17 protein-coding genes are annotated in these 20,971 nt (G+C 42.3%); 11 read left to right on the forward strand and 6 right to left on the reverse strand.

Annotated features, from left to right (window positions below; translation table 11 throughout):
- Positions 1–578: 578 nt before the first annotated feature.
- The 7 genes from ACTWP7_RS13275 to ACTWP7_RS13305 all read left to right on the forward strand — a co-directional run bounded on the left by ACTWP7_RS13275 (position 579) and on the right by ACTWP7_RS13305 (position 7,849).
- A complete protein-coding gene (locus tag ACTWP7_RS13275; RefSeq protein WP_443123603.1) occupies positions 579–1,418 on the forward strand; it encodes an SAM hydrolase/SAM-dependent halogenase family protein in 840 nt (279 codons plus the stop codon).
- 65 nt (positions 1,419–1,483) lie between these two features.
- Positions 1,484–1,996, forward strand: coding sequence for a DUF4362 domain-containing protein (locus ACTWP7_RS13280; protein WP_443123604.1), 513 nt, complete (start codon positions 1,484–1,486; stop codon positions 1,994–1,996).
- A gap of 100 nt (positions 1,997–2,096) precedes the next feature.
- A complete protein-coding gene (locus ACTWP7_RS13285) occupies positions 2,097–2,921 on the forward strand; it encodes an aldo/keto reductase (RefSeq protein ID WP_014641499.1) in 825 nt (274 codons plus the stop codon).
- A 248-nt stretch (positions 2,922–3,169) separates the two neighbouring features.
- Positions 3,170–4,660, forward strand: a complete 1,491-nt coding sequence (locus tag ACTWP7_RS13290) for a methyl-accepting chemotaxis protein (RefSeq protein ID WP_443123605.1) — start codon at positions 3,170–3,172, stop codon at positions 4,658–4,660.
- A 185-nt stretch (positions 4,661–4,845) separates the two neighbouring features.
- Positions 4,846–6,219 carry a hypothetical protein gene (locus ACTWP7_RS13295; RefSeq protein ID WP_443123606.1) on the forward strand — a complete coding sequence of 458 codons (1,374 nt, stop codon included), beginning with the start codon at positions 4,846–4,848 and terminating at the stop codon, positions 6,217–6,219.
- Between the two features lie 153 nt (positions 6,220–6,372).
- Positions 6,373–7,329 (forward strand): UV DNA damage repair endonuclease UvsE, encoded by a 957-nt coding sequence (gene uvsE / locus ACTWP7_RS13300; protein WP_443123607.1) that lies wholly within the window; start codon positions 6,373–6,375, stop codon positions 7,327–7,329.
- Between the two features lie 52 nt (positions 7,330–7,381).
- A complete protein-coding gene (locus ACTWP7_RS13305) occupies positions 7,382–7,849 on the forward strand; it encodes a nucleoside deaminase (protein WP_443123608.1) in 468 nt (155 codons plus the stop codon).
- Positions 7,850–7,862: 13 nt separating this feature from the next.
- On the opposite strand, the gene ACTWP7_RS13310 is transcribed toward ACTWP7_RS13305, so the two are convergent.
- Positions 7,863–8,444 carry a CDP-alcohol phosphatidyltransferase family protein gene (locus ACTWP7_RS13310; RefSeq protein ID WP_443123609.1) on the reverse strand — a complete coding sequence of 194 codons (582 nt, stop codon included), beginning with the start codon at positions 8,442–8,444 and terminating at the stop codon, positions 7,863–7,865.
- Between the two features lie 180 nt (positions 8,445–8,624).
- Here ACTWP7_RS13310 and ACTWP7_RS13315 point away from each other — a divergent pair, with 180 nt between their 5' ends.
- Complete coding sequence (locus ACTWP7_RS13315) at positions 8,625–9,206, forward strand: cell wall hydrolase (protein WP_443123610.1); 582 nt, start codon at positions 8,625–8,627, stop codon at positions 9,204–9,206.
- A gap of 66 nt (positions 9,207–9,272) precedes the next feature.
- On the opposite strand, the gene ACTWP7_RS13320 is transcribed toward ACTWP7_RS13315, so the two are convergent.
- A complete protein-coding gene (locus tag ACTWP7_RS13320; protein ID WP_443123611.1) occupies positions 9,273–10,685 on the reverse strand; it encodes an alanine/glycine:cation symporter family protein in 1,413 nt (470 codons plus the stop codon).
- A 153-nt stretch (positions 10,686–10,838) separates the two neighbouring features.
- Here ACTWP7_RS13320 and ACTWP7_RS13325 point away from each other — a divergent pair, with 153 nt between their 5' ends.
- Positions 10,839–11,435, forward strand: a complete 597-nt coding sequence (locus ACTWP7_RS13325; RefSeq protein ID WP_443123612.1) for a flavin reductase family protein — start codon at positions 10,839–10,841, stop codon at positions 11,433–11,435.
- Between the two features lie 25 nt (positions 11,436–11,460).
- Here the strand turns inward: ACTWP7_RS13325 and ACTWP7_RS13330 are convergent, their stop codons facing one another.
- From ACTWP7_RS13330 to ACTWP7_RS13345, 4 genes are all read right to left on the reverse strand, one after another.
- Positions 11,461–12,261 carry a DUF2935 domain-containing protein gene (locus tag ACTWP7_RS13330; protein WP_443123613.1) on the reverse strand — a complete coding sequence of 267 codons (801 nt, stop codon included), beginning with the start codon at positions 12,259–12,261 and terminating at the stop codon, positions 11,461–11,463.
- A 154-nt stretch (positions 12,262–12,415) separates the two neighbouring features.
- On the reverse strand, positions 12,416–14,050 hold the full coding sequence (locus ACTWP7_RS13335; RefSeq protein ID WP_443123614.1) for a thiamine pyrophosphate-binding protein: 1,635 nt from the start codon (positions 14,048–14,050) through the stop codon (positions 12,416–12,418).
- Positions 14,047–16,869: an EAL domain-containing protein gene (locus tag ACTWP7_RS13340; protein ID WP_443123615.1), complete on the reverse strand. Its 2,823-nt coding sequence runs from the start codon at positions 16,867–16,869 to the stop codon at positions 14,047–14,049. The genes ACTWP7_RS13335 and ACTWP7_RS13340 overlap by 4 nt, the downstream gene beginning before the upstream one ends.
- Positions 16,870–17,737: 868 nt before the next feature.
- Positions 17,738–18,706 carry an iron-hydroxamate ABC transporter substrate-binding protein gene (locus tag ACTWP7_RS13345; RefSeq protein ID WP_443123616.1) on the reverse strand — a complete coding sequence of 323 codons (969 nt, stop codon included), beginning with the start codon at positions 18,704–18,706 and terminating at the stop codon, positions 17,738–17,740.
- 192 nt (positions 18,707–18,898) lie between these two features.
- On the opposite strand from ACTWP7_RS13345, the gene ACTWP7_RS13350 reads away from it, so the two are divergent.
- A complete protein-coding gene (locus tag ACTWP7_RS13350) occupies positions 18,899–19,954 on the forward strand; it encodes a FecCD family ABC transporter permease (RefSeq protein ID WP_443123617.1) in 1,056 nt (351 codons plus the stop codon).
- Complete coding sequence (locus ACTWP7_RS13355; protein ID WP_443123618.1) at positions 19,951–20,961, forward strand: FecCD family ABC transporter permease; 1,011 nt, start codon at positions 19,951–19,953, stop codon at positions 20,959–20,961. The genes ACTWP7_RS13350 and ACTWP7_RS13355 overlap by 4 nt, the downstream gene beginning before the upstream one ends.
- The last annotated feature ends 10 nt before the right edge of the window (positions 20,962–20,971 follow it).

Here is a 20,971-nt window from a genome sequence, read left to right on the forward strand (position 1 = left end):
CGGGGTCTCACCGATCATGTTCATCCCGCAGGAGTCTTCATCATCCCCCTCCGGACCTGGCCAAATCAGAAGCTCGAAACCACTTTAACTCGTAAGGAATTAGACCAGGTGGTTCTGTACCTATTTTTAAGGGTATAACGATGCACAATAGCCTGTTATAAAAGCGTTTAATGCAGATTAAGGAGAAGAACTTTCATCTTCTGGAAGGGTCCGTTCGCAACATTATAGTTGGGGGGGTGGGGAAATGATGAGACTCCCATGGGAGAAGGGACTAGGCGAGATCCCACAGGGAGTGAAACGAGCGAGGAAGCTCACCGTTCCCCCATAGGAAAGCGAGTTATTTCCCCACCTGCCCTTGTCCATCTAACGTAAAGGACCCATTTATCTCGAAACTGAGTCTTCAAGTAATGGGAGCTTATCTTCAGGTTGTCACGGGTGGCTTCGCAGGATAATCGTTTTAACAAATTAAATATAGAATTTTTTTATGAAAGTGTTCAGAAACGATAAACTTGTTGATTTTGCTGAAGGATTTGGATAAACTATCAATAATTTATAACTAAAAAAAGAGGCGGGATTCGATGAATCAAGCGCTAGTTCTACAATCCGATTTTGGCAGAAGTGACGGGGCAGTCAGCGCCATGCACGGGGTGGCCTATTCCGTGTCTGAGGGGTTATCAATCTTTGACTTAACGCATGACATCCCTCCTTTCAATATATGGGAAGCTTCCTATAGATTGTGGCAGACAATCGCATACTGGAAGGAAGGCACGGTCTTTGTTTCAGTGGTGGATCCCGGTGTAGGTTCGACGAGAAGGAGTCTCGGAGTAAAAACAGGAGCAGGCCACTTTGTAATTACTCCTGATAACGGAACACTGACCCACATTAAGCGTACAGAAGGTATTGTACAGGCACGTGAAATTGATGAAACTATTAATCGACTTCCGAGGTCAGGAGAGTCCTATACGTTTCATGGAAGAGATATTTATGCTTATACAGGAGCACGACTTGCCTCTGGAGTAATTTCGTTTGAAGAAGTAGGTCCTGAAGTACCGTTAAAATCACTGGAGGAACTTCCTATTCAGGAACCAAGTATAGGAAGAAATTATGCAGCGGGGAGCATCGACATACTGGACATCCGTTTTGGAAACTTGTGGACCAACATCCCCCGTGATTTCTTCAAACAAATTGGGGTTGGGTATGGAGATACACTGGAGGTAACGATAACTCACGATGGCCGAGAAGCTTACCATAACTCGATGACTTTTGGTCGTTCTTTTGCTGATACTCACAAGGGTGAGCCTTTAGTGTACGTTAATTCACTTGATAACTTAGGTGTAGCCATTAACCAGGGTTCGTTTGCGAATGCTTATAATATTGGAACTGGCTCCAGTTGGCAGATTACCTTACTAAAAAGCTGAGCTCTCCGCGGCCGGTTGTAACGTAAATTCATTTGATTCGTCTAATGAAATAGAGGTGATCAAGCATGAAAATATGGAAGATTTTATTGCTTGCTTTATTGCTAACCGGCTGTGGTGAGAGCACCGAAGAGGAAACTGATCAATCCAAGAAGGAACAGGAAATTAGCACGATGGAGCAGGAAGACCAGGAACCGGATAGTAAAGAAGAAAAAGGTACGGAGGATTCTGCTGATATGAACAAAGAAGAACCTGAGGATAAGGCTGTAGAAAAACAAGTTGAGATTATTGAGGAGCTTGATGCTTTTATTCAGAATGTTCAGCAAGGGATCGTGGATGAGGTACACATTGTGAGACGTACGACAGAAGGAGATCCCATTTTTATTGATCTTTCTTTTAACGGGGAAGATATAAATTATAAACACGATAATCGAAGAGATAAGCTCGGGAATGGGCAAATAACGACAAAGACATGTCAGAGTATCGATAAGGAAGAGCAGGAGGGTACACTCGCTTATCAACTAACTTGTGGTCATGAAAGGTCTGTAGAAATTTATCAAACCGACTATAATGAATATTAAGAGATCTCTCTTTCTTATAAGGTAAGCAGAATAGAAGCATTTGGAAATCCATCTGTGCTACACTGCCTCTGTAAACCTTTAATAAGAAAGGGAGTTTTTTATGAAAACCATGACACTTCATAGCAATGTGGAAATGCCTCAACTAGGATTTGGAGTATGGCAAGTAGAACAGAAAGACGCGGTAGCCGCTGTAACAAAGGCGCTTGAAACAGGATACCGCCATATAGATACGGCTGCTGCTTATAAAAATGAAGAACAGGTTGGCGAAGCTATTAAGCAAAGTGGTTTAGGCCGTGACGAACTATTTATTACGACCAAAGTCTGGAACGCCGACCAAGGATATAACAACACGATTCAAGCGCTTGAGACTAGTCTGGATAAGCTAGGTCTTGAGTATGTAGATCTATATCTAATCCATTGGCCGACTCCTGAATACGATGAATATGTAGAAACTTATAAAGCACTGGAACAGCTGCAGAAGGATGGAAAAGTAAAAGCGATCGGCGTGTGTAACTTTGATATTGACCATCTTGAGCGTCTGATGGAAGAATGTGAAGTAAAACCATCCGTTAACCAGGTCGAATGCCATCCGTATCTTGCTCAGAATGAACTGAAAGATTTCTGCCGCAAAAATGGTATCCATCTGGAAGCGTGGAGTCCACTAATGCAAGGAAAAGAAGTGCTGAAGGACGAAACCATTCAATCAATAGCAGAGCAGCACAATAAAACAGCTGCCCAGGTCATAATCCGCTGGCACTTGCAAAACGAGACCATTGTTATTCCAAAATCAGTCACACCTTCAAGAATCGAAGAAAACTTCAATGTATTTGATTTTGAACTGACGGCAGAGGATATGAACTCCATTAATAAATTAGACCGCGGAGAAAGAAAAGGACCTAAACCTTCTGAGATGAACATCCGATAAAAAGAATGTAGGAAAGAATGAAGCTGCTGGTTTTCCGGCAGCTTTTTTTATACAAGCAGGTGCAGAGGGATAAGTAGAATATTAATACATACATAAAGGCGCATTAGTAGTAGAGCAATCAAATAATTAGTATTATTAAGTATAGTTCATTAGTATTACGTAAAGATAGATACAAAAACGGGAGTGGGTAAAAAGTAATGGTTAAAAGGCTGAACGGGAATCTACTTATGTTATGTTTTTCTTTCGGAGTGCTTATAATTGCAGTGACGGTTTATATTTTGCACCGTATTTTTGGATTTTTAGAGTCTTACTCCCTGCTTATGGGGGTTAATAATCTTTCACCTTCTATGAATACCCTGCTTTATATCCTTTTAGGGATAACGGCGGCTCTTGTATTCACAGGTTTCGCTCTTTTTCGCACGAACCCGAATCACCGCATACTTCCATTAATCACTACCTTAGCCTTAACTCACGGCTCAATGCTCATCATTGCTTCAGGCGACGGGTTAGTTGAATATCATTTCTCTATATTTATGGTTCTTGCTTTAATTGCCTATTATAACTCTATCGCCCTGCTTAGCATCAGCGCGGGTATATTTGCCGTCCATCACTTAGTTGGGTATTTCTTTTTTCCTGTGCTGTTGTGCGGGACACCAAATTACAAATTCTCTTTGCTTATGATTCACGCTGTGTTCCTTTTGCTAACCTATGGAGCCACGCTCATCTTAATTCTACATAAGAGGAATTTAGTAAAAGAGATAGAGAAGGAGCGCAGCCTTAGTTCAGAGACGTACGAAGCAGTCGTCCAGCATGTGAACCGAAGCGTGGTCGAGCTTGGGAGGCTGGCGCAGGTCATTCAGTTTGAAACAAATGAAAGCGCCAATTCTGCTCAGGATATGGCTGGTTCTGTTCAAACCATGAATGCAGCGGCTGTTACTCAAAGAGGTCAGGCAGAAGAAAACACGGGAAAACTGGCAGAGCTGCTGCAAACGATTAAAGAAATGGATGAACATATAAAGGAAGTAGAGGACCACTCTGAGCTTGCCAATGAACAGTCGCTTGCAGGAGCGTCTGTTGTTGATGAAGCACGCAACAGGGTTCAGGAGGCAAATCGCTCAGTGGAGCAGTTAGAAAAGCTATTCGCCCAATTTTTGAATCAAACAGGTGAAGTCTCCACTTTCGTTTCTGTTATAAGGGATATTAGCGAAAAGACAAATCTCTTAGCCCTCAATGCTTCTATTGAAGCAGCAAGAGCAGGAGAAGCAGGAAAAGGGTTTGCCGTTGTAGCTGAAGAAGTCAGGAAATTAGCCCGCCAGTCGAGTCACTCTGCACAATCCATTCACAAAGTTGTATCGGGTATTCAGGAAGAATCAGCGGTCATCCATTCAGAAATGAATGAATGTACTTTAAAGATAAATGAAGGATACAAATTGATGGAGAATGCTGAAGGATCATTAAATGGTATCCAGAAAGCTACATCGGAAGTTACTCCCCGGATAAAAGATACTGGACAGCGTTCTTCCCAAATCCGTACAAGTGGAGCTGGGGTTCAAGCTTCCATGCAAGAGCTGAAAAATGCTGCTAAAGAGAACGAAGCAAGCAGTGAGCAAATAGCCGCAGCTTCTCAACAACAGCTGGCCATGTCTCAGGAATTAGAAGCTGTTGTTGATCAGCTAAATCAATTAACCTATGAACTTCAAGAGTTAGTGGATGGGATGAGTATTGAAAAAGTATCCTAGCAGGAGCGGTAGAAAACGGTGAAGTTGATCAGGGCTCTTTTTAAGGATAGGAAATAAACCCAATCCTGAAATTCAAGTTTCTTGAAAATAATCATTGTAACCGATAGGATGAGATCATTGGTAAAAATAAGTAGACGAACTCATCCTATATCCAATGTATCGTTCGCCTATGGGCAGGTGAGGTTATGCAGAATTTAAAGATTACAAATTATCTATACATCTTTTACTCATTGGTGTTCTTGCTAAATATTGTTCACGTATTCTGGGCAAATGATATTCTATTCTTTGTCATTGGGGTCATGGGAATAGTGATGTTGATTATTAATTTTCCCAGGTCTGACAAGGTGTTCCGAATCCTTGGTGTTGTGCTGTTAGCGATAGGCATTTTTTTCTTTATATCGAGTGACGTCTCTGTAAATGAAATACCTTCTTACTTTGCTGGAAACATAAGTCTGCTTTTTCTTCTTTCTATGCTTCCATGGATGAATAGCGTAGTGAAAGCTGGAAGATATAATAAATTGCTGCAGTCGTTGCTCGGCGGGAATGTGAAAGGTATGGGATCCTTGTACATACGAAGTGAAGTAACGATGGTCTCGCTGGCTGCTTTTTTGAATTTATCATCAGCCACAATTTCACAAGACCTGTTGAAGAATCAATTAAAAGAGGCTAAAACTAAAGTGAGAAATAGCTTCATAGCCATGGCGACGCTTCGGGGATATTCCCTTGCCTTACTTTGGAGTCCACTCGAAATATTATTGGCTACATCCATCTTCATTACAGGCGCGAATTACTTGGAAGTGCTGCCCTGGATGCTGCTCGTAGCCATTCTTGGAATCACATTGGACTCGACTATCGGAAAGCTCATTTTTCGAAAACATGATATAGGAAGTAATTCACTGACATCAAGCCATCCCCAGTTCCAAAAAAAGAAACTGGTGGAATTTATAGCTGCTCTTGTTCTATTTTTAGTGGTGGTTGTTTTCCTGGCAAATGTCGTTCAATTTGATTTTCTATTTGCCGTCACCATTGCTATATTCCCATTTGCTTTTATATGGGCAGTGGTAAAACAGCGAAAAAATAGCTTCTTGCAGATAGGATGGCCTATTTGGAAAAGACAGACGAATAATTTAAATAATTTCATCGTGTTATTATTATCATTATCGTTTTTTACGGAGGCCTTGAATGCTTCTCCATTTTTACAATATTTACAGGATCCAATTGTGGCTTTGGAAGGCAGCCCTATCCTCATAATGTTGTTTATTCAAGCTGCATTTCTTGTGTTAACCCTGCTCGGCGTGCACCCAATTGCTACGATGGGGATCTTTGGGGGAGTCAGCGGTCTGTTAATAGAAGCGCTGCCTTCAGTAACTTTGACGATTTTACTCGCAAGCTGCGCAATTGCTACGGTTCCGTCAGCTCCATATGGTCTTATTGTAACGATTACGTCTGTCGGTTTAGGGGTCAATCCTTATCAAATTGTTTTAAAAAATCTTCCATACACCTTAATGTGCGGATTTATAGGTATAATTGTTTCTATGATAACGCTTTACATTTACTAAAAGTCCCGTGTTTGTATAAAGACGAGAATCTTCTTCAAGAAGATTCTTTTTTTGTCGCTGAAAATCATGAATGAAAATGCTGTAAGTATATTAAACACCTGAGAAAAGGGGAATATATTGATAGACATTCAAGCAGTGAAGGAGTTTATATAAATGATCATAAGATTCGGCTACGTAGCCCATGCACTCTCCCTTTGGGAAGCCACCCCGGCAAAAACCATGACCTTTTCAAGATACAAAAAATTACAAGAAGAAGAGCGGCTGCCTGAGCTGCAAAGAATTACCCGTCTAAATTTACAGCATACACTCAGGGCCATTCATTACAATATTGCACATGAAATACCACTATATCGGTTCTCTTCCTCACTTGTTCCATTAGCCACCCATGACGAAGTGGAGTGGGATTATATTACACCATTTCAGGAGTTGTATGATGAAATTGGTACGCTCGTTAAGAAACATGAGCTGAGAACGAGTTTTCACCCAAATCAATTCACACTATTCACGAGTGATAAACCTCATGTGACAGAGAATGCCGTTAAAGACATGGAATATCATTATGCTTTATTAAAAGCGATGGGGCTCCATCATGAATCTCATATTAATCTTCATATCGGAGGGGCCTATGGGGATAAATCAGCTGCCCTGGAGCGCTTTCATGAAAATGTAAAGCAATTGCCAGATCCTATCAAAAAGCAAATGACCTTAGAGAATGATGATAAAACGTACACCACTACAGAAACCTTGGAAGTATGCGAAAAAGAAGGGATCCCCATGATGTTTGACTATCATCATTACATGGCTAACCATACCGCTGAGGAAGATCTAGCTGAACTTTTGCCAAGGTTTTACGAAACGTGGTCCGGATACGGGTTTCCACCTAAAGTTCACTTATCTTCTCCAAAGAGCGAAGGGGCTTATCGTAGTCATGCAGATCATGTGGATGAAGCGTTTGTAACCCCTTTTCTAAAGATAGTGAAACAGACAGAGCAGCCGATTGATGTCATGATTGAGGCTAAGGAAAAGGATCGTGCTCTATTGAAGCTTGTAGAAGGCCTGGCCGCTCAGAGAGGTGTGAAGAGGGTGAAAGGGGCGGAGCTTGATTATTAAAGGTAGATTAAACACGCGTAGAAATGAGATTCAGTAATAGGAGGTGTAGCAGATGAGTGAAGAAGAATACCTGAAGTACACGATTCAATTAGCCGCTGACAATGTGGATCACGATGGAGGTCCATTCGCTGCCATTGTTGTAAAAGAAGGGACTATTATCGCGGAAGCAGGTAACAGAGTGACAGAGAAGATGGATCCAACAGCGCACGCGGAAGTTCAGGCGATTCGAAGTGCGTGCGAGACTCTGAATCACTTTGAATTGAAGGGATGCGAGCTTTATGTAAGCTGTGAGCCCTGCCCCATGTGTGTGGGAGCTATCTATTGGGCGCGTCCTGAGCAGGTGTACTTTGCGGCAGGGAGAGATGATGCCTCACGGGCAGGTTTTGATGATAATCTGATCTATAAAGAAGTCTCAAAGGATCCACAGGAGAGATCTCTACCTTTCCGCAGGATAAACATACAGGATGCAGCGCTTCCGTTTAAGAAGTGGGAAAGGAAAGAAGATAAATCAGCGTATTAAGTTTCCTTTCCATTTACTGCAGAATTCGCTTTGCTTCTATGAACCTTTGTATTCCTGTGAACAATTCCACAGCGAAGAAAAGAAGAGTGGACCATAGAAGGAAGTTGGGAAACAGAAGCATAATACTAAAGAATATAAAGCCTTCAGATCGTTCAGCCGCTCCTGCTTGATAATAAAATGACTTGATACCTGCCTTTTCAGAAACTGCTCCTACCACTAGGAAAACCGTCATGGAAATAATGATCGAAACGCTTAACAGTAGTAGTGGCCACATGACTTCGGGATGCAGATAGGCAATCGCCACAATCATGGCTACTTCCACGATTCGATCGAACGTAACGTCCATGACGGTTCCAAAGGGAGAAGATTTAGTATGGCGTGCCATCGTTCCGTCAACAGCGTCTAAAAAACCTGATACCCATAATACGATTACTCCCAATATTGGATAACCGCCTAAGTAGAGAATACTGGTAGAAAGTCCTGCAATAAGTGCGAGAATGGTTATCTGGTTGGGGGTCCTTCCTCTTCTGAGTAAAAAAGAAGCTGTTTTTTCTATAGATGGCTGTACATACTTTCTGGCGTGCGTGTCTAACATTAAAATCACCTGCTTTTCTCTTTTTCTCTCATTTTAACCCTTTCTAGTAGTTCGTAAAATCATTTAAGCTCCTTTTCCGTACATTGTACAGCTGGTAATGTTGGAAAGAATTAATAGTGAAAAAATTTAACCTCCCATGTTAATGTGTGAAATAGATTATTTCAGGGAGGTTTATTGCATATGTTTAAGAATTTAATGGTTTCCTTATTGGTGTTTACTGGAATATTCTCATTTACTTTCCCTGCGCAGGCGGAAGGTGCTGAAGAAACTTATACCGTCCAAAAGGGCGATTCCTTATATAGCATTGCATCGAACTATGGGGTTTCTACCCATCAGCTGAAGGCGGTCAATGATAAATGGTCTTCCATGATTTATCCAGGAGAACAGCTGCAAATGCCTGTGCTGCCGGAAGAATGGGAGAAAAATTTACTGGCCCGCTTAGTTGAGGCGGAAGCTAAAGGCGAAAGTTATTCAGGTAAAGTGGGCGTGGCGACGGTAGTCTTAAACCGTGTAGAAAGCGATAAATTCCCAGACTCCATTTATGGAGTGATTTATGATGGTATTCAATTCTCTCCAGTATTGAACGGGACGATCGAGCAGCCTGCCAGTCAGGAATCGAAACAGGCTGTAGAGGAAGCCGTAGCTTATCAGGGATACGATAGAGAGTCTCTTTTCTTCTATAACCCTTCGAAAGCTTCCAGCAGTTACCTTAGCAGTAAAGAAGTAACGACTGTTATAGGTAATCACGTATTCTTGCGTTAAAATCAAAAGAAGCGGGCATGGTCATCCATGCCCGCTTCTTTTGATCTTTATTTTAGGTCCATTCGTTTAACCAGCTTCTTCTTCGTCAAACAGTTCGACCTCTTGTTTACTTTTACGTTTCTTATACACTCTGTTCACATAATCATCAGTTAAAGCAGCAATTTCTTTATGCAGGAACAGCAGGGGAATGATATTCGTAAGCAGCACAAAGGCAAGAAGCAAATCAAGGAATTGCCACACAAATTTCAGCCCTCCGATAGCTCCGACAAAAACCGCTAAAATATAAACGATTCTCATAACACGGGCAAATTTAAGGTTATATAAATACTCGGCTTGTTTTTCGCCATAGAAAACTAATATACCGATGGTTGTCATAACAAAAAATAGTAGAAAGATCGAAATGAATGTACTGCCAAAGGCGTCTCCAAACTCTGTACCAATGGCAATATTAATCATGTTGGAAGCATCTGTACCTCCAACCTCTTTCCATGCTCCGGTAACTAGCACGGTGATGCCCGAAATGGTACAGATAACAATCGTGTCAATAAAGACACTGAATATTCCCCAGAGACCTTGTCTTGAAGGGTGGTCTGTCTTGGCAGCAGCATGAGCAATAGGAGCTGTTCCCAGTCCTGCCTCATTAGAATACAGACCGCGGGCAATCCCCCAACGTAGAGCTTGAGCTACACCCGCTCCTGCGAATCCTCCTGTTGCAGAAACCGGGGTGAAAGCAGAAGTGAAAATTAAACTGAATACTTCCGGTAGCTGACCGGCATTGGCAAAGATGACATAAAGGCAGACAGTTAAATAAATCAGTACCATACCCGGCACCAATTTATCGGTTACCTTGGCGATACGCTGAATACCTCCAAATACGACAGCAGCAATAGCGACACATACCACAGCTCCTGTAATATAAACAGGCCAGCCGAATGCTCCCTCGGCCTGTGTGGCAATGGAGTTGGACTGTACCATCGTACTCGGAATCAGTTCAAGCATAAGAAAAAACGCAAAGGCTGAGGAAAGCCATTTCCAGCCGAGGGCTTTTTTTATGTAATATTGAGGTCCCCCGACCCAAACGTTCTTTTCGTTCTTTTCCCTGTACTTCATACCCAGCAGAATTTCAGAGTATTTTGTCGCCATTCCTATGAGAGCAATAATCCACATCCAGAATAATGCTCCGGGGCCTCCTAAGGAGATGGCAATAGGAACACCAACGATATTAGTGGCTCCTGCAGTAGAGGCTAAGGCAGAGGTGAATGCTTGAAATGGGGTGATGGTACCTTTTTTATCAGTTTTCTTGAAGATCTGACCGATGGTTTGATGGAGAACGTGGCCAAAGAAGCGAAATTGAAAGAATTTGATTCTAATGGTAAGAAAAATACCTCCTGCAATCAGAATAATAGCAAGTGGATACGTCCATAAAAAATCTGATAAGTCAGCAATCCCTTGCTCTATACTACTCCATAATTGTCCCAATTAAAGGGCCTCCTTTAAAGTATTAGAAATTTTGTGTGAATTAATCCATATATTCCCTAAAATGTTGTAATTAAACACACAATGAGCAAGAGAGATGAGAACGAAAAGCGGTTCGCGTATGATGGTTATAAAGGCTCTCAGGAGGGATAAGCTTTGTTAATCCATAAGGATCATTTCAAAGATCATAATATGAGTAAGTTGATCAAAGGGGCAGTTGTACCGAGACCGATTGCATGGGTGTCTACAGAAAGTACTGATAATGTACGCAATTTAGCGCCATTCAGCTTTTTTACAGTAGCTTCAATGGACCCCATTACGTTATGTTTTTCAGTGGGAAATGTAGAACGGGAAAAAGATACACTCACTAATATTAAAGAGACCGGCCAGTTTGTCGTGAATATCGTATCTGAGTCGCTTGCCAATCAGATGCATGAAAGCAGCAAAGCTCATCCGAGAGAAACAGATGAATTCATAAAGGCAGGAACGAGGACAGAACAAGCGGCATATGTAGAAGCTCCACTAGTTACGGATTCACCCGTAAGCATGGAGTGTGAGCTCGACAGGATCATTGACCTGGGGCTCAACCAGCTAATTCTTGGACAGGTTGTTGGCTATCATGTTAGGGAGGAATTTTATATGGAAACAGATAAGATTGACCCTTATAAGCTGAAACCTGTGGGGCGTATGGCAGGAGATTATAGTTACATCCGTGAATTCTACAAGCTTCCAAATGAGAATTTGCCAGAATAAAAAAGCACCCAATGTGGGTGCTTTTTTATTCCGTACGGGGCTTTGTAGGGTCACAGGAAGGGTGCTCTCCCTGTGTAGACTCAGCTATTTTAAATAAGTAATAACATTCTTCGCGAGCCATATGGTCTGCCATTAAAGCAGAAAAAGTACCTAGGAGTTCGGCATTCATCTCCATTTCTTCCAGTTCTCTCAGAAAGGTTTTAAAAATCTTCATTTCAAGAGCTACTTCATCATTAAATTTTCTTAATGCTGGAAAGGATTGGCGATTAGTGCGCAGGTACCCTTTCATTTCTAAGGCTTTTAAGTAAAATTGCTCAAAATGCTTCGTAAACTTATCGCTTTTTTCTTTCAAGCGCTTTTCCACACCATCCAGTTCATCATTAATAGCTCCCGCGTGTCCTGAAGCGTCCATTAACCAAAGGAGATGGTGATGCAGCTCATGGAAGAGAGGCGGTACTTCTCTTTTTCCTAAATAGCCAATAACCAGCATATACTCTTCCAGTTCATTTACCATGTGATTAATAAAAGTGGGAGGAAGGTGGATCTTGATTTGACTAAAGAGAGAGCGCTCAAGTAAATCAAGCTTAAACCGGTGAAATTCTCGTACTTTTTCTCCAGCTTGAAGGCTGAAAGTCATCCAATCCTGTATGGTTCCACTTCTGGATTGATTGAGATAATCATCCCATAACTGTACGTAAGACTTAGCCAATTCAATCGTTTCTTGTTCTGAAGGGTATAAAGAATCTCTGATAAACCTGGCATGGTCTCCCAAAATTTGCAACCAGAACTGGTGCTCGAACTTAGCTGTTTCTTGAAAGCTCTTCATTGTCTACACCCCTTGTCTATAGCTTCCTTCCATAGTTATTCAAAAAGGGAGGGGCTCATACGAAGGGCTCTCATAAAAAAAGCTCGCAGATGCGAGCTGAAACAGACTTGAACCTTTTCTACTAATACTCTGGAATTGAGAGTGGTTCAGTATCTTATTTTCCAAAGGATGAAAGGAATTTCACTCGGTCTCCCATAGGCGGAACGGTATCATCTACCAGAGATATTTCCAGCAAAGATGGGCCGGTGGTTTGAAGCAACTGGCGAACCTTTTCTTCAGTAAGTTCACCCAGGTGGTCAATTCGAGCGCACGGTACACCTAAGGAAGCAGCCATTTGAGAAATATCCACCGGTTGTTGAGAAAATCGTTCATGGGCTCGTTTATATTGAAGGGAGTGGCCATGATGAACCATGCCAAGACGTGAATTGTTCATAACTACGAACAATACGGGAATATCGTACTCTTTTGCCGTAAGGATCTCCATTCCGTGCATAAAGAAGCAGCCATCTCCTGTAATACTAATCGTTGGCCGTTCTGGTTCAGCAATTTTGGCGCCAATAGCACTGCCAATACCACTTCCCATAGCCCCAAAATGCACGTTTATATCAAAGGAGTCTTCATGAAAGACATTCATGTGGTTAATGACGTAGGCCATAAATTCTCCAATATCAATTGTATATCTTGAAGAGGAAGGCAAAATTTCTTGTAGCTTATGCAGCACATTGGAAGTATTGTACTCTTCCGTCAAAGATACGTTAGCCCTGTTCTCCGAAGGATAAGAATTTCTTTTCTTTCCGCGTGCATTTAATTCTGTGATCATAGAAGAAACGGTAAGGTGAACATCGCTGTGAATCGCTGTATCTACGACATATTTTCGATTGAAAACAGAAGCATCGAAATCGACCTGTATGGTCCATTTGTCTTTATTAATATTAGGGTTCCAATTATTGGTGGCCGTTTCTCCGAGACTGGAGCCTAATATAAGAACCGCTTCCTTTGTACGATCATTAATCAGCTGGGAAGCTTGTTCATGACCGGCAAACCCGAATACACCGGCGAGAAGTGGATGGTCATCGGGGATCAATCCTTTGGCCTGCGGAGTAGTGACAATCGGCCAGTGGAGAGTTTCGGCTAATTCAAGCACATCATTAACTGACCCCCGTATACCTTGGCCAGCAAAGATATAACCACTTTTGACTTCCGTCATTTTGTCAACCGTTTCATGGATTAACTGGTCATCCGGCAGTAAGGGAGTGCGAGATGGGAAAGCTGGAATCCGGGGGGCAGGAATATCGTGCAGCTGCACATCGATCGGCATTGCAATATGTACAGGACCCGGGACTCCCGTAAGGGCAATTTCTACGGCCGTATGAATTTCAGAGAGAAGGTCTTCCGCCTTATCCACCCGTTTACTGTACTTCGTGACAGATTGATAAAGTGGATCTGCATGAAGCTCCTGGGAAGCGTTAAGTCCAACAGTGTTTACAGGTACAGCGCCCGTTAGAAACAACACGGGCAAGTGTTCCCTCATAGCATTTGCTGCACCCGTAACTAAGTTAGTACCGCCGGGACCGCTGCTCCCAATACAGACTCCGAGAGACTGAGAGTACTTGGCATAAGAAGCGGCCATATAGGCAGCTGCACCTTCATGTTTAGCAATGATTGGCGTAATGGTAGGTGTATCATAAAGTTCATCAAAAAAAGCATTAACGGACCCTGCAGGGATTCCGAAGATTTTGGACACATTTCCTGACACTAGGTAATCCAGAACAGCTCGAACGGATTTCATTTTTTTAACCCCTTTTTAGAATGTTTTTTTACAAATTCTTCAATCAGTTGACCGGGAGGGAGAGGACGACTGAAAAAGAACCCTTGGATTAAATAGCACCCACGGCCTTGAAGAAAATCAATCTGATCCTGCGTCTCTACTCCTTCAGCAATCACATCAAGTTTAAGGCTGTTCGCTAAAGTGATAATGGTATCGGTGATCGCTGCATTATTTTTATTAGTTGTAATGTCATCAATAAAGGATTTATCGATTTTAAGGGTATCCACAGGAAAGTTCTTTAAGTACCCAAGCGATGAATATCCTGTGCCGAAATCATCAATTGAAATTTTAATCCCCAGGTTTTTCAGTTGTTTAATAGTAGTTGTTGTTTTACAAGTATTGTGAATGATAAGATTTTCTGTTAACTCTAATTCCAAGTTCTCTGCTGGTAAATGAGTTTCATTAAGGACACGCATCACCACGTTAACTAAGTTGTTCTGGTTGAATTGCTGAGGCGACAAATTGACAGAAACCGTCCAATTCTTATATCCCTTCATGTACCATTGATTCATCTGCTTACAAGCCTCTTTTAATACCCATTCTCCGAGTCTCGTGATTAACCCTGTTTCCTCAGCAAGAGGTATAAAGGTTTGAGGTGGAACGAGCCCTAAATGAGGATGATCCCAGCGAATCAGCGCTTCCATACCAATCATCTCTTTGGTTTCCAGATTCATTTTGGGCTGATAATGTAACATAAACGAGTTTTCTTCGTTTAAAGCTTTGTAGAGGTCGTTCTCCAGCTTTATTGTTTCTATAGAACGATTATCGATGTCCGATGAATAAAATTGAAACTGGTTCCCTGAAAGCTCCTTGGCCTTGTACATAGCCAAATCGGCATGCTTAATAAGCTCTTCGGCACCTGATCCGTCAGATGGGTAAAGACTGATACCGATACTTGTTTTAATGGCTATTTCCTGGCCATTTATTGTGAATTGCTGCTCGAAGACCTGGAGGATCTTGTTCGCATAATTGACCGCATCCTGCTCTTCCTTCACGCTTGGTAGAAGGATGATGAATTCATCGCCACCTTGTCTCGAAACGGTGGCATCTTTAGGCATAACAGACTCCAGACGCTGTGCTGCCTTTTGGAGTACCGTATCTCCAAATCCATGACCGAATGTATCGTTAATCTTCTTAAAGCGATCTAAGTCCAAAAACAGAATGGCTAGTGAACGATTATGGAGCTCGGCGTATGTTAAGGCCTGGTTGAGCCTGTCTTGAAATAAAACACGGTTGGGTATATTCGTTACCATATCGTAATAAGCGTGGTATTTTATTTTTTCTTCCATTTGTGTTCTGGAGGTCACATCTTTAAATGTAATTACATAACCTACGATCTGCTCAGCTTGTCTTTGGGGTGTAATCACATATTCGACCGGAAAGTAAGAACCATTTTTCTTTTTAAAATAACTATCAGAATGACTATGATTGTGATCGGCATCATCTGCTTCCACAAATTTTCGGAAATGGTCTGCCTCGTCAATCTGGTAGAAGATCTTTTTGTAAGAAAGTCCCATGATTCCATCTTCGTTCGGATAACCGAGTAGTTCGATTGCGGAAGGGTTAGCGAAAGTGATTTTTCCGTCTAAGTCAAGCCCGAAGATCCCTTCGCCGGCTGAATTTAGGATAAGTTCTTTCTCATTACTGATTTTTTGTAAATCTGTGATAGCTTCCTCAAGTTCCTTATTCTTTTGCGTTAGTTCAGAGGTGCGTTTATTAATGATCCATTCTTGTTTTTCCATATAAATTAGATTAAAAAGAACAGGTGCTGTGGCATCTACTATGGATTCAGCAAGCTGGCGAACATAGCGCGGATAGGTATAGCCTTTTTCTTCTAAATTTACAATTGCTATGGTCCCGAGTACTTCTCCTACAGCTACCAGAGGGATCATATATAATCCTTTAATACCAAATCGCGTGCATGCCTCATGGTTCGGCCTTGAATCTATGGTAACGTCAGGAATCATGATGGAGTGTTTCTCTTCTACAACCTCGCGGAAAGCAGCATCATTTGTAAAATCAACCTTTAGTTGCTGGTGTGTGTTCTTCCAATCATCCTCTGTCCAGTCACTGCTTTTACTCAAGCTGACGGGCTTCATCTGTAACTCAGCTGCGGGGTCAAGGAAATGTGCGCCAATGTTATTGTTTTTTAACACTTTACTTAAGTAATAGAAACATTTGTCAATGGCTTCTTGAAGAGAAGAACAGAGTGAGAGTTCGCGGGTTACATCCAGTAATAGCTGCTTTTCTTCGATCAAATCTTCTTTACGGGTCAAATTAGTGGCATTTCGTATAGCGACAGCAGCCATATTTACATAAGCATTGATGGATTCTATTTCATCCTCGGTTAAATCCATAGGAATTCCATAGTCGAATAAAAATACCAATCCATAAAGTTCATTTTCGTAGAAAATAGGAGCCACAAGTAAAGAATTAATTTTGAACGCCTGGATCGCCCTTGAATCAGGACGATTGTCTTTTGAGGTATCTGGAATGTAAATGGTTTTCTTCGTTTCAATGACTTCTTTGGCAAGTTGATCGTATTCTGGATCTACAATATGCATATCAAGCGTCATTCCATTTAGAAGAGCTGGTTTCCCGACGTAGCCTCTATAGGTGCCATCTTCTTGTGGCAGGTAAATCCCAACAGAATCACAGCGTGTGATTTCTTCGGATATGGCTGTTACGACGTGCTCTAAAACATCGCGCAAATCAAGTTTGGTATTGATAAGCTTGGTAATTTGCGCTAGGCGAGAATATCTAGTTTGTTCTTCAGCCATTTCATAACCTCCATACTCGTCATATTATGATATTGTTCGACTTCTGAAACGAACCTCCTGCTTTAGGACTTCACTTAATATGTTCTCTATCATAAAAAGGGTCAAAAGTCATATCTAAATTACTTATTTATACAGTTGTAAAGTATCAGGATTTGATTAGGGTAAAAGGACAAAGAGGGTGTATGGATCGTAATGAACACATCTGCTCAATTGGAGTTTTTATTTAAGAAAAGCTTCCGTTTGTTGAAGACTCAGTTTCGAGACATTGGAGAAGCTGAATGTCCTCCGGGGGACGATTTCGCTTTCCGCGGGCATGAGGTGAGCTTCCTCGGGCTTAACAGCCCTGCGGGATCTCACCGATCATGTTCATCCCGCAGGAGTCTGCATCGTCCCCCTCCGGACCTGGCCAAATCTGAGACTCGAAATTACCTAACATACTGTTTGCTTGATGAGAAAAAAGCATGGGGTGATGAGGTTATTTCATGCTAGAACGATGTGAAAAAGCTTGTTATAGAAGCATTTTAGAACCTATTTATGAGGAGAGCATCCTCTCTTGAAAAGGGTCCGTTATTCTCACGTGGCTGGGTTGGCGAAGGAAACAGCGAGACTCCCACGGGAGAAGGAGCTAGGCAAGACCCCACAGGGAGTGACAGCGACCGAGGAGGCTTGCCAGTTCCCCCGTAGGAAAGCGAGTTGTTTCCGTAGCCAGCCCCTTTTTATATTAGCAACGGACCAAAGATATCTCGAAACTGAGTCTTCAACAATCCGGCCCTATTGTGTAATAACTTTTCTGATTAAGATTGAACATAACCTTTATCAGAACCAATAAAAAAAGTGTAAACATCTACGTTTACACTTTTTTCATTCTCTATTGTGTTAGTGTATCTGTAACCTTATCTATAGTCATGCCGTGGGCAATTACGCCATCAATGGTCCAGTGACTAGGTTCGTTCATTTGATAGACTTGGTCATTTTCAACAGCCGGGGTGCTTTGCCATACGGAACTATTGTTAATAATTTCCAACCCGGCTTCTCCCTCCTGAGCAATTAAAAAGACATGGTCAGCATCCATCTGCCCTAGTTTTTCTAATGCGATTGGGTTCCACTGCGCTTCGGCTTCCGGAAGGTTTTTAATAAACTCAGGCTCTGTCACGCCAAGGTCGTTGTATAGAACTTCTGCACCATAACGAGTGTTTTCGAAAACATAGAATTGTTCACCTGAAGCCCATACGAATGCAACTGACTCGTCGCCAATGGACTCTTTCAGACTTGCTTTGGCTTCCTTTGCTTTTTGATCAAAATCAGCCAGTGCCTGTTCGGCTTCTTTTTGTTTACCAAGAATTTCGCCCATTTGGGTTAATTGCTTGCGCCAATCTGAACTGTTTTCTTCACTGAATACGTAGGTCGGTGCAATATCACTGTATTCTTCATACGTACCATTTTGCAGAGCGGATGGACCGCTGAATAAGATTAAACCTGGATCCTGGTTAATGGTTTGTTCTAATGGAAGATCCCAGGCTATTTTGGGAACCCCCTCTAATTGAGGCTGTAGGTAGTCGAGAACTGTGTCACCAATCGCCCACTGTGCCACAGGCTGCTCTCCAAGAGCTACTAAAGGATCTTCTAAGTAAGGGGCGAGAATGCGTTCAGGGTTGGAAGGGATGGTTACTTCTCCCATCTCATGAGTCAACGTTCGCTCTTCGTTTGATTGTTCATCTTGATTTTGGTCTGAAGGGTTTTCTTCAGAGGACGAAGAGTTTTCGTTATTATTACATGCCGTTACTACAGTAAGCACGAGCAATAGACTGAATAACAAAAGGGATTTTGATCTAAGCATGACTTTCCTCCTAAAATGATAGTCTAATACCCGATAATGATAATCATTTTCATTGGAAATGTCAAGCCAAAACCTGCTGCACCTGACTTGAACTACTAGAATATTATCGATATAATACGTAGTGATAATGATTCTCAATTTTAATTAAATAGATACATAAACTGATGCTAGTGATAGAGAGGATTTACTGCCGTGAGAGAAGAGGTTGAGCGAAATAAAAATAATAAAAAAGATATAGAAGGATTAACCTCGAAGTTCTTCCAGGCTGGACTTGTATTTTTGCTGGCTATTGCTGGATTATTCCTGTCTCTTGGACTATCCGTTTCTTTAGGGGTAACCGATATACAGTTAAAAACGGTATGGGACTCTATATTTGCTTTTGATCCAGGAGTCACAAATCATCAGGTCATCCGTGAACTGCGTTTACCTCGTGCATTTGGCGCTGCTCTAGTGGGCAGCTTTCTTGCTGTTTCAGGGGCTGTCATGCAGGGATTAACTAGAAATCCGCTGGCTTCTCCCTCGATTATGGGTGTTACGCACGGGGCTGCGTTTGCTCTTATCATTGCTTTAGTGTTTTTCCCGACTATGACGAATCTGGGGATGACCATTTCAGCTTTCATAGGGGCGGGACTCGCCGTACTTATTGTATTCGGTGTAGGGTCTTTTTCAAAAGGCGGCTTGACCCCTGTAAAACTTGCCCTTGCCGGTGTTGCAGTAGGTGGTATGTTGAGTTCTCTATCATCTGCCATCTCTCTTCATTTTCAGGTGGCCAAGCAAATGAGTTTTTGGTACGCCGGAGGGTTAACGGCGACAGATTGGCTGTCTGTGAAAATTCTTTTAGTTGTTGGAGTTGCGGGTTTAACGCTTGCATTATTTCTCTCAAGAGCGGTCACAATCCTTAGTTTAGGAGAAGATGTGTCCAAAGGACTCGGTCAAAACACTTTTGTCGTAAAGTCTTTAGGAATTGTGGTTGTTTTTCTTTTAACAGGAGCTGCTGTTTCTGTTGCAGGGACGGTTGGATTTGTAGGATTAGTTATTCCTCATATGACCCGGGCTTTAGTAGGCACGGACTATCGGTTGATTATTCCAGTATCGGCTGTGCTCGGAGGATTGCTTCTTGTGTTATCGGATATTGGAGCGCGGCTCGTTAACGCTCCTTTTGAGACACCTGTAGGAGCCATCACGGCGTGTATTGGTGTTCCTTTCTTTCTATACCTTGCTCGAGGAGAGGGGAGGGGGATGGAATGAATAAAAAGCAGAGTCGCTTTGGCTGGGTTGTCTCTATACTAGGAGCTAGTATATTTTTGTTATTTCTATTCAGCTTAAACATGGGTGTCGTCAACATAGCTCCAATGGAAGTCATTCGTACGCTTCTTGGGAGTGGAAGCAGCACACAGGAAATGGTGTTATTTGATATCCGCCTGCCGAGAATGGTGCTTGCTCTTCTAATCGGTGCAGGCCTCGGGGTCTCAGGCGCCATTCTTCAAGGGGTATCACAAAATGACCTTGCGGACCCGGGGATTCTTGGAATTAATACAGGCGCCGGTTTTGCTATTATTGTCTACATTTTCTTTTTTCAAGGTTCGATGTCCAAATTAAGCGGCCTTGGTATTTACGCCATGCCCGTTTTTGCCCTGGCAGGGGCTTTTCTGGCTGCTTTTCTGATTTACCTATTAGCCTGGAAAAAAGGGATTAATCCAGTTCGGTTAATTCTTGTTGGTATCGGGGTGAATTCGGGATTCAGCGCAGCTTTAATTATTTTTCAAGTAAAGATGAACCCTCAGGATTTCACTCAGGCTATGGTGTGGCTTGCTGGAGATATATGGGGAGGGAACTGGGACTTTGTTGCCGCTTTGGCTCCGTGGATCATTTTGTTGACTGTATATGCCATGTACAAAGCGTCAGTTCTGAATATCTTGAATCTTGGCGATCAGATTTCCACAGGTCTGGGAGCGGCCGTGGAAAGGGAACGCAGGGTTTTATTGGCGCTTGCTGTTGCGCTTGCCGGATTATGCGTAGCTGCTGGTGGCGGCATTGCTTTTCTTGGATTGATAGCCCCTCACGTGGCTCGAAGATTAATGGGACCAAAACACGAGACGTTAATTCCTGTTACGGCTTTAATAGGTGCACTGATTTTGCTAGCAGCGGATACAGTAGGAAAGAACTTGATCGCTCCTTCCGAAATACCGGTTGGTATCGTAGTAACCATTGTCAGCACCCCTTACTTTATATATTTACTAATGAAAACCCATTAGAAGAGGAGAC

The organism is Halobacillus sp. B29 (assembly GCF_052246755.1).
Taxonomy (GTDB): Bacteria; Bacillota; Bacilli; order Bacillales; family Halobacillaceae; genus Halobacillus; species Halobacillus halophilus.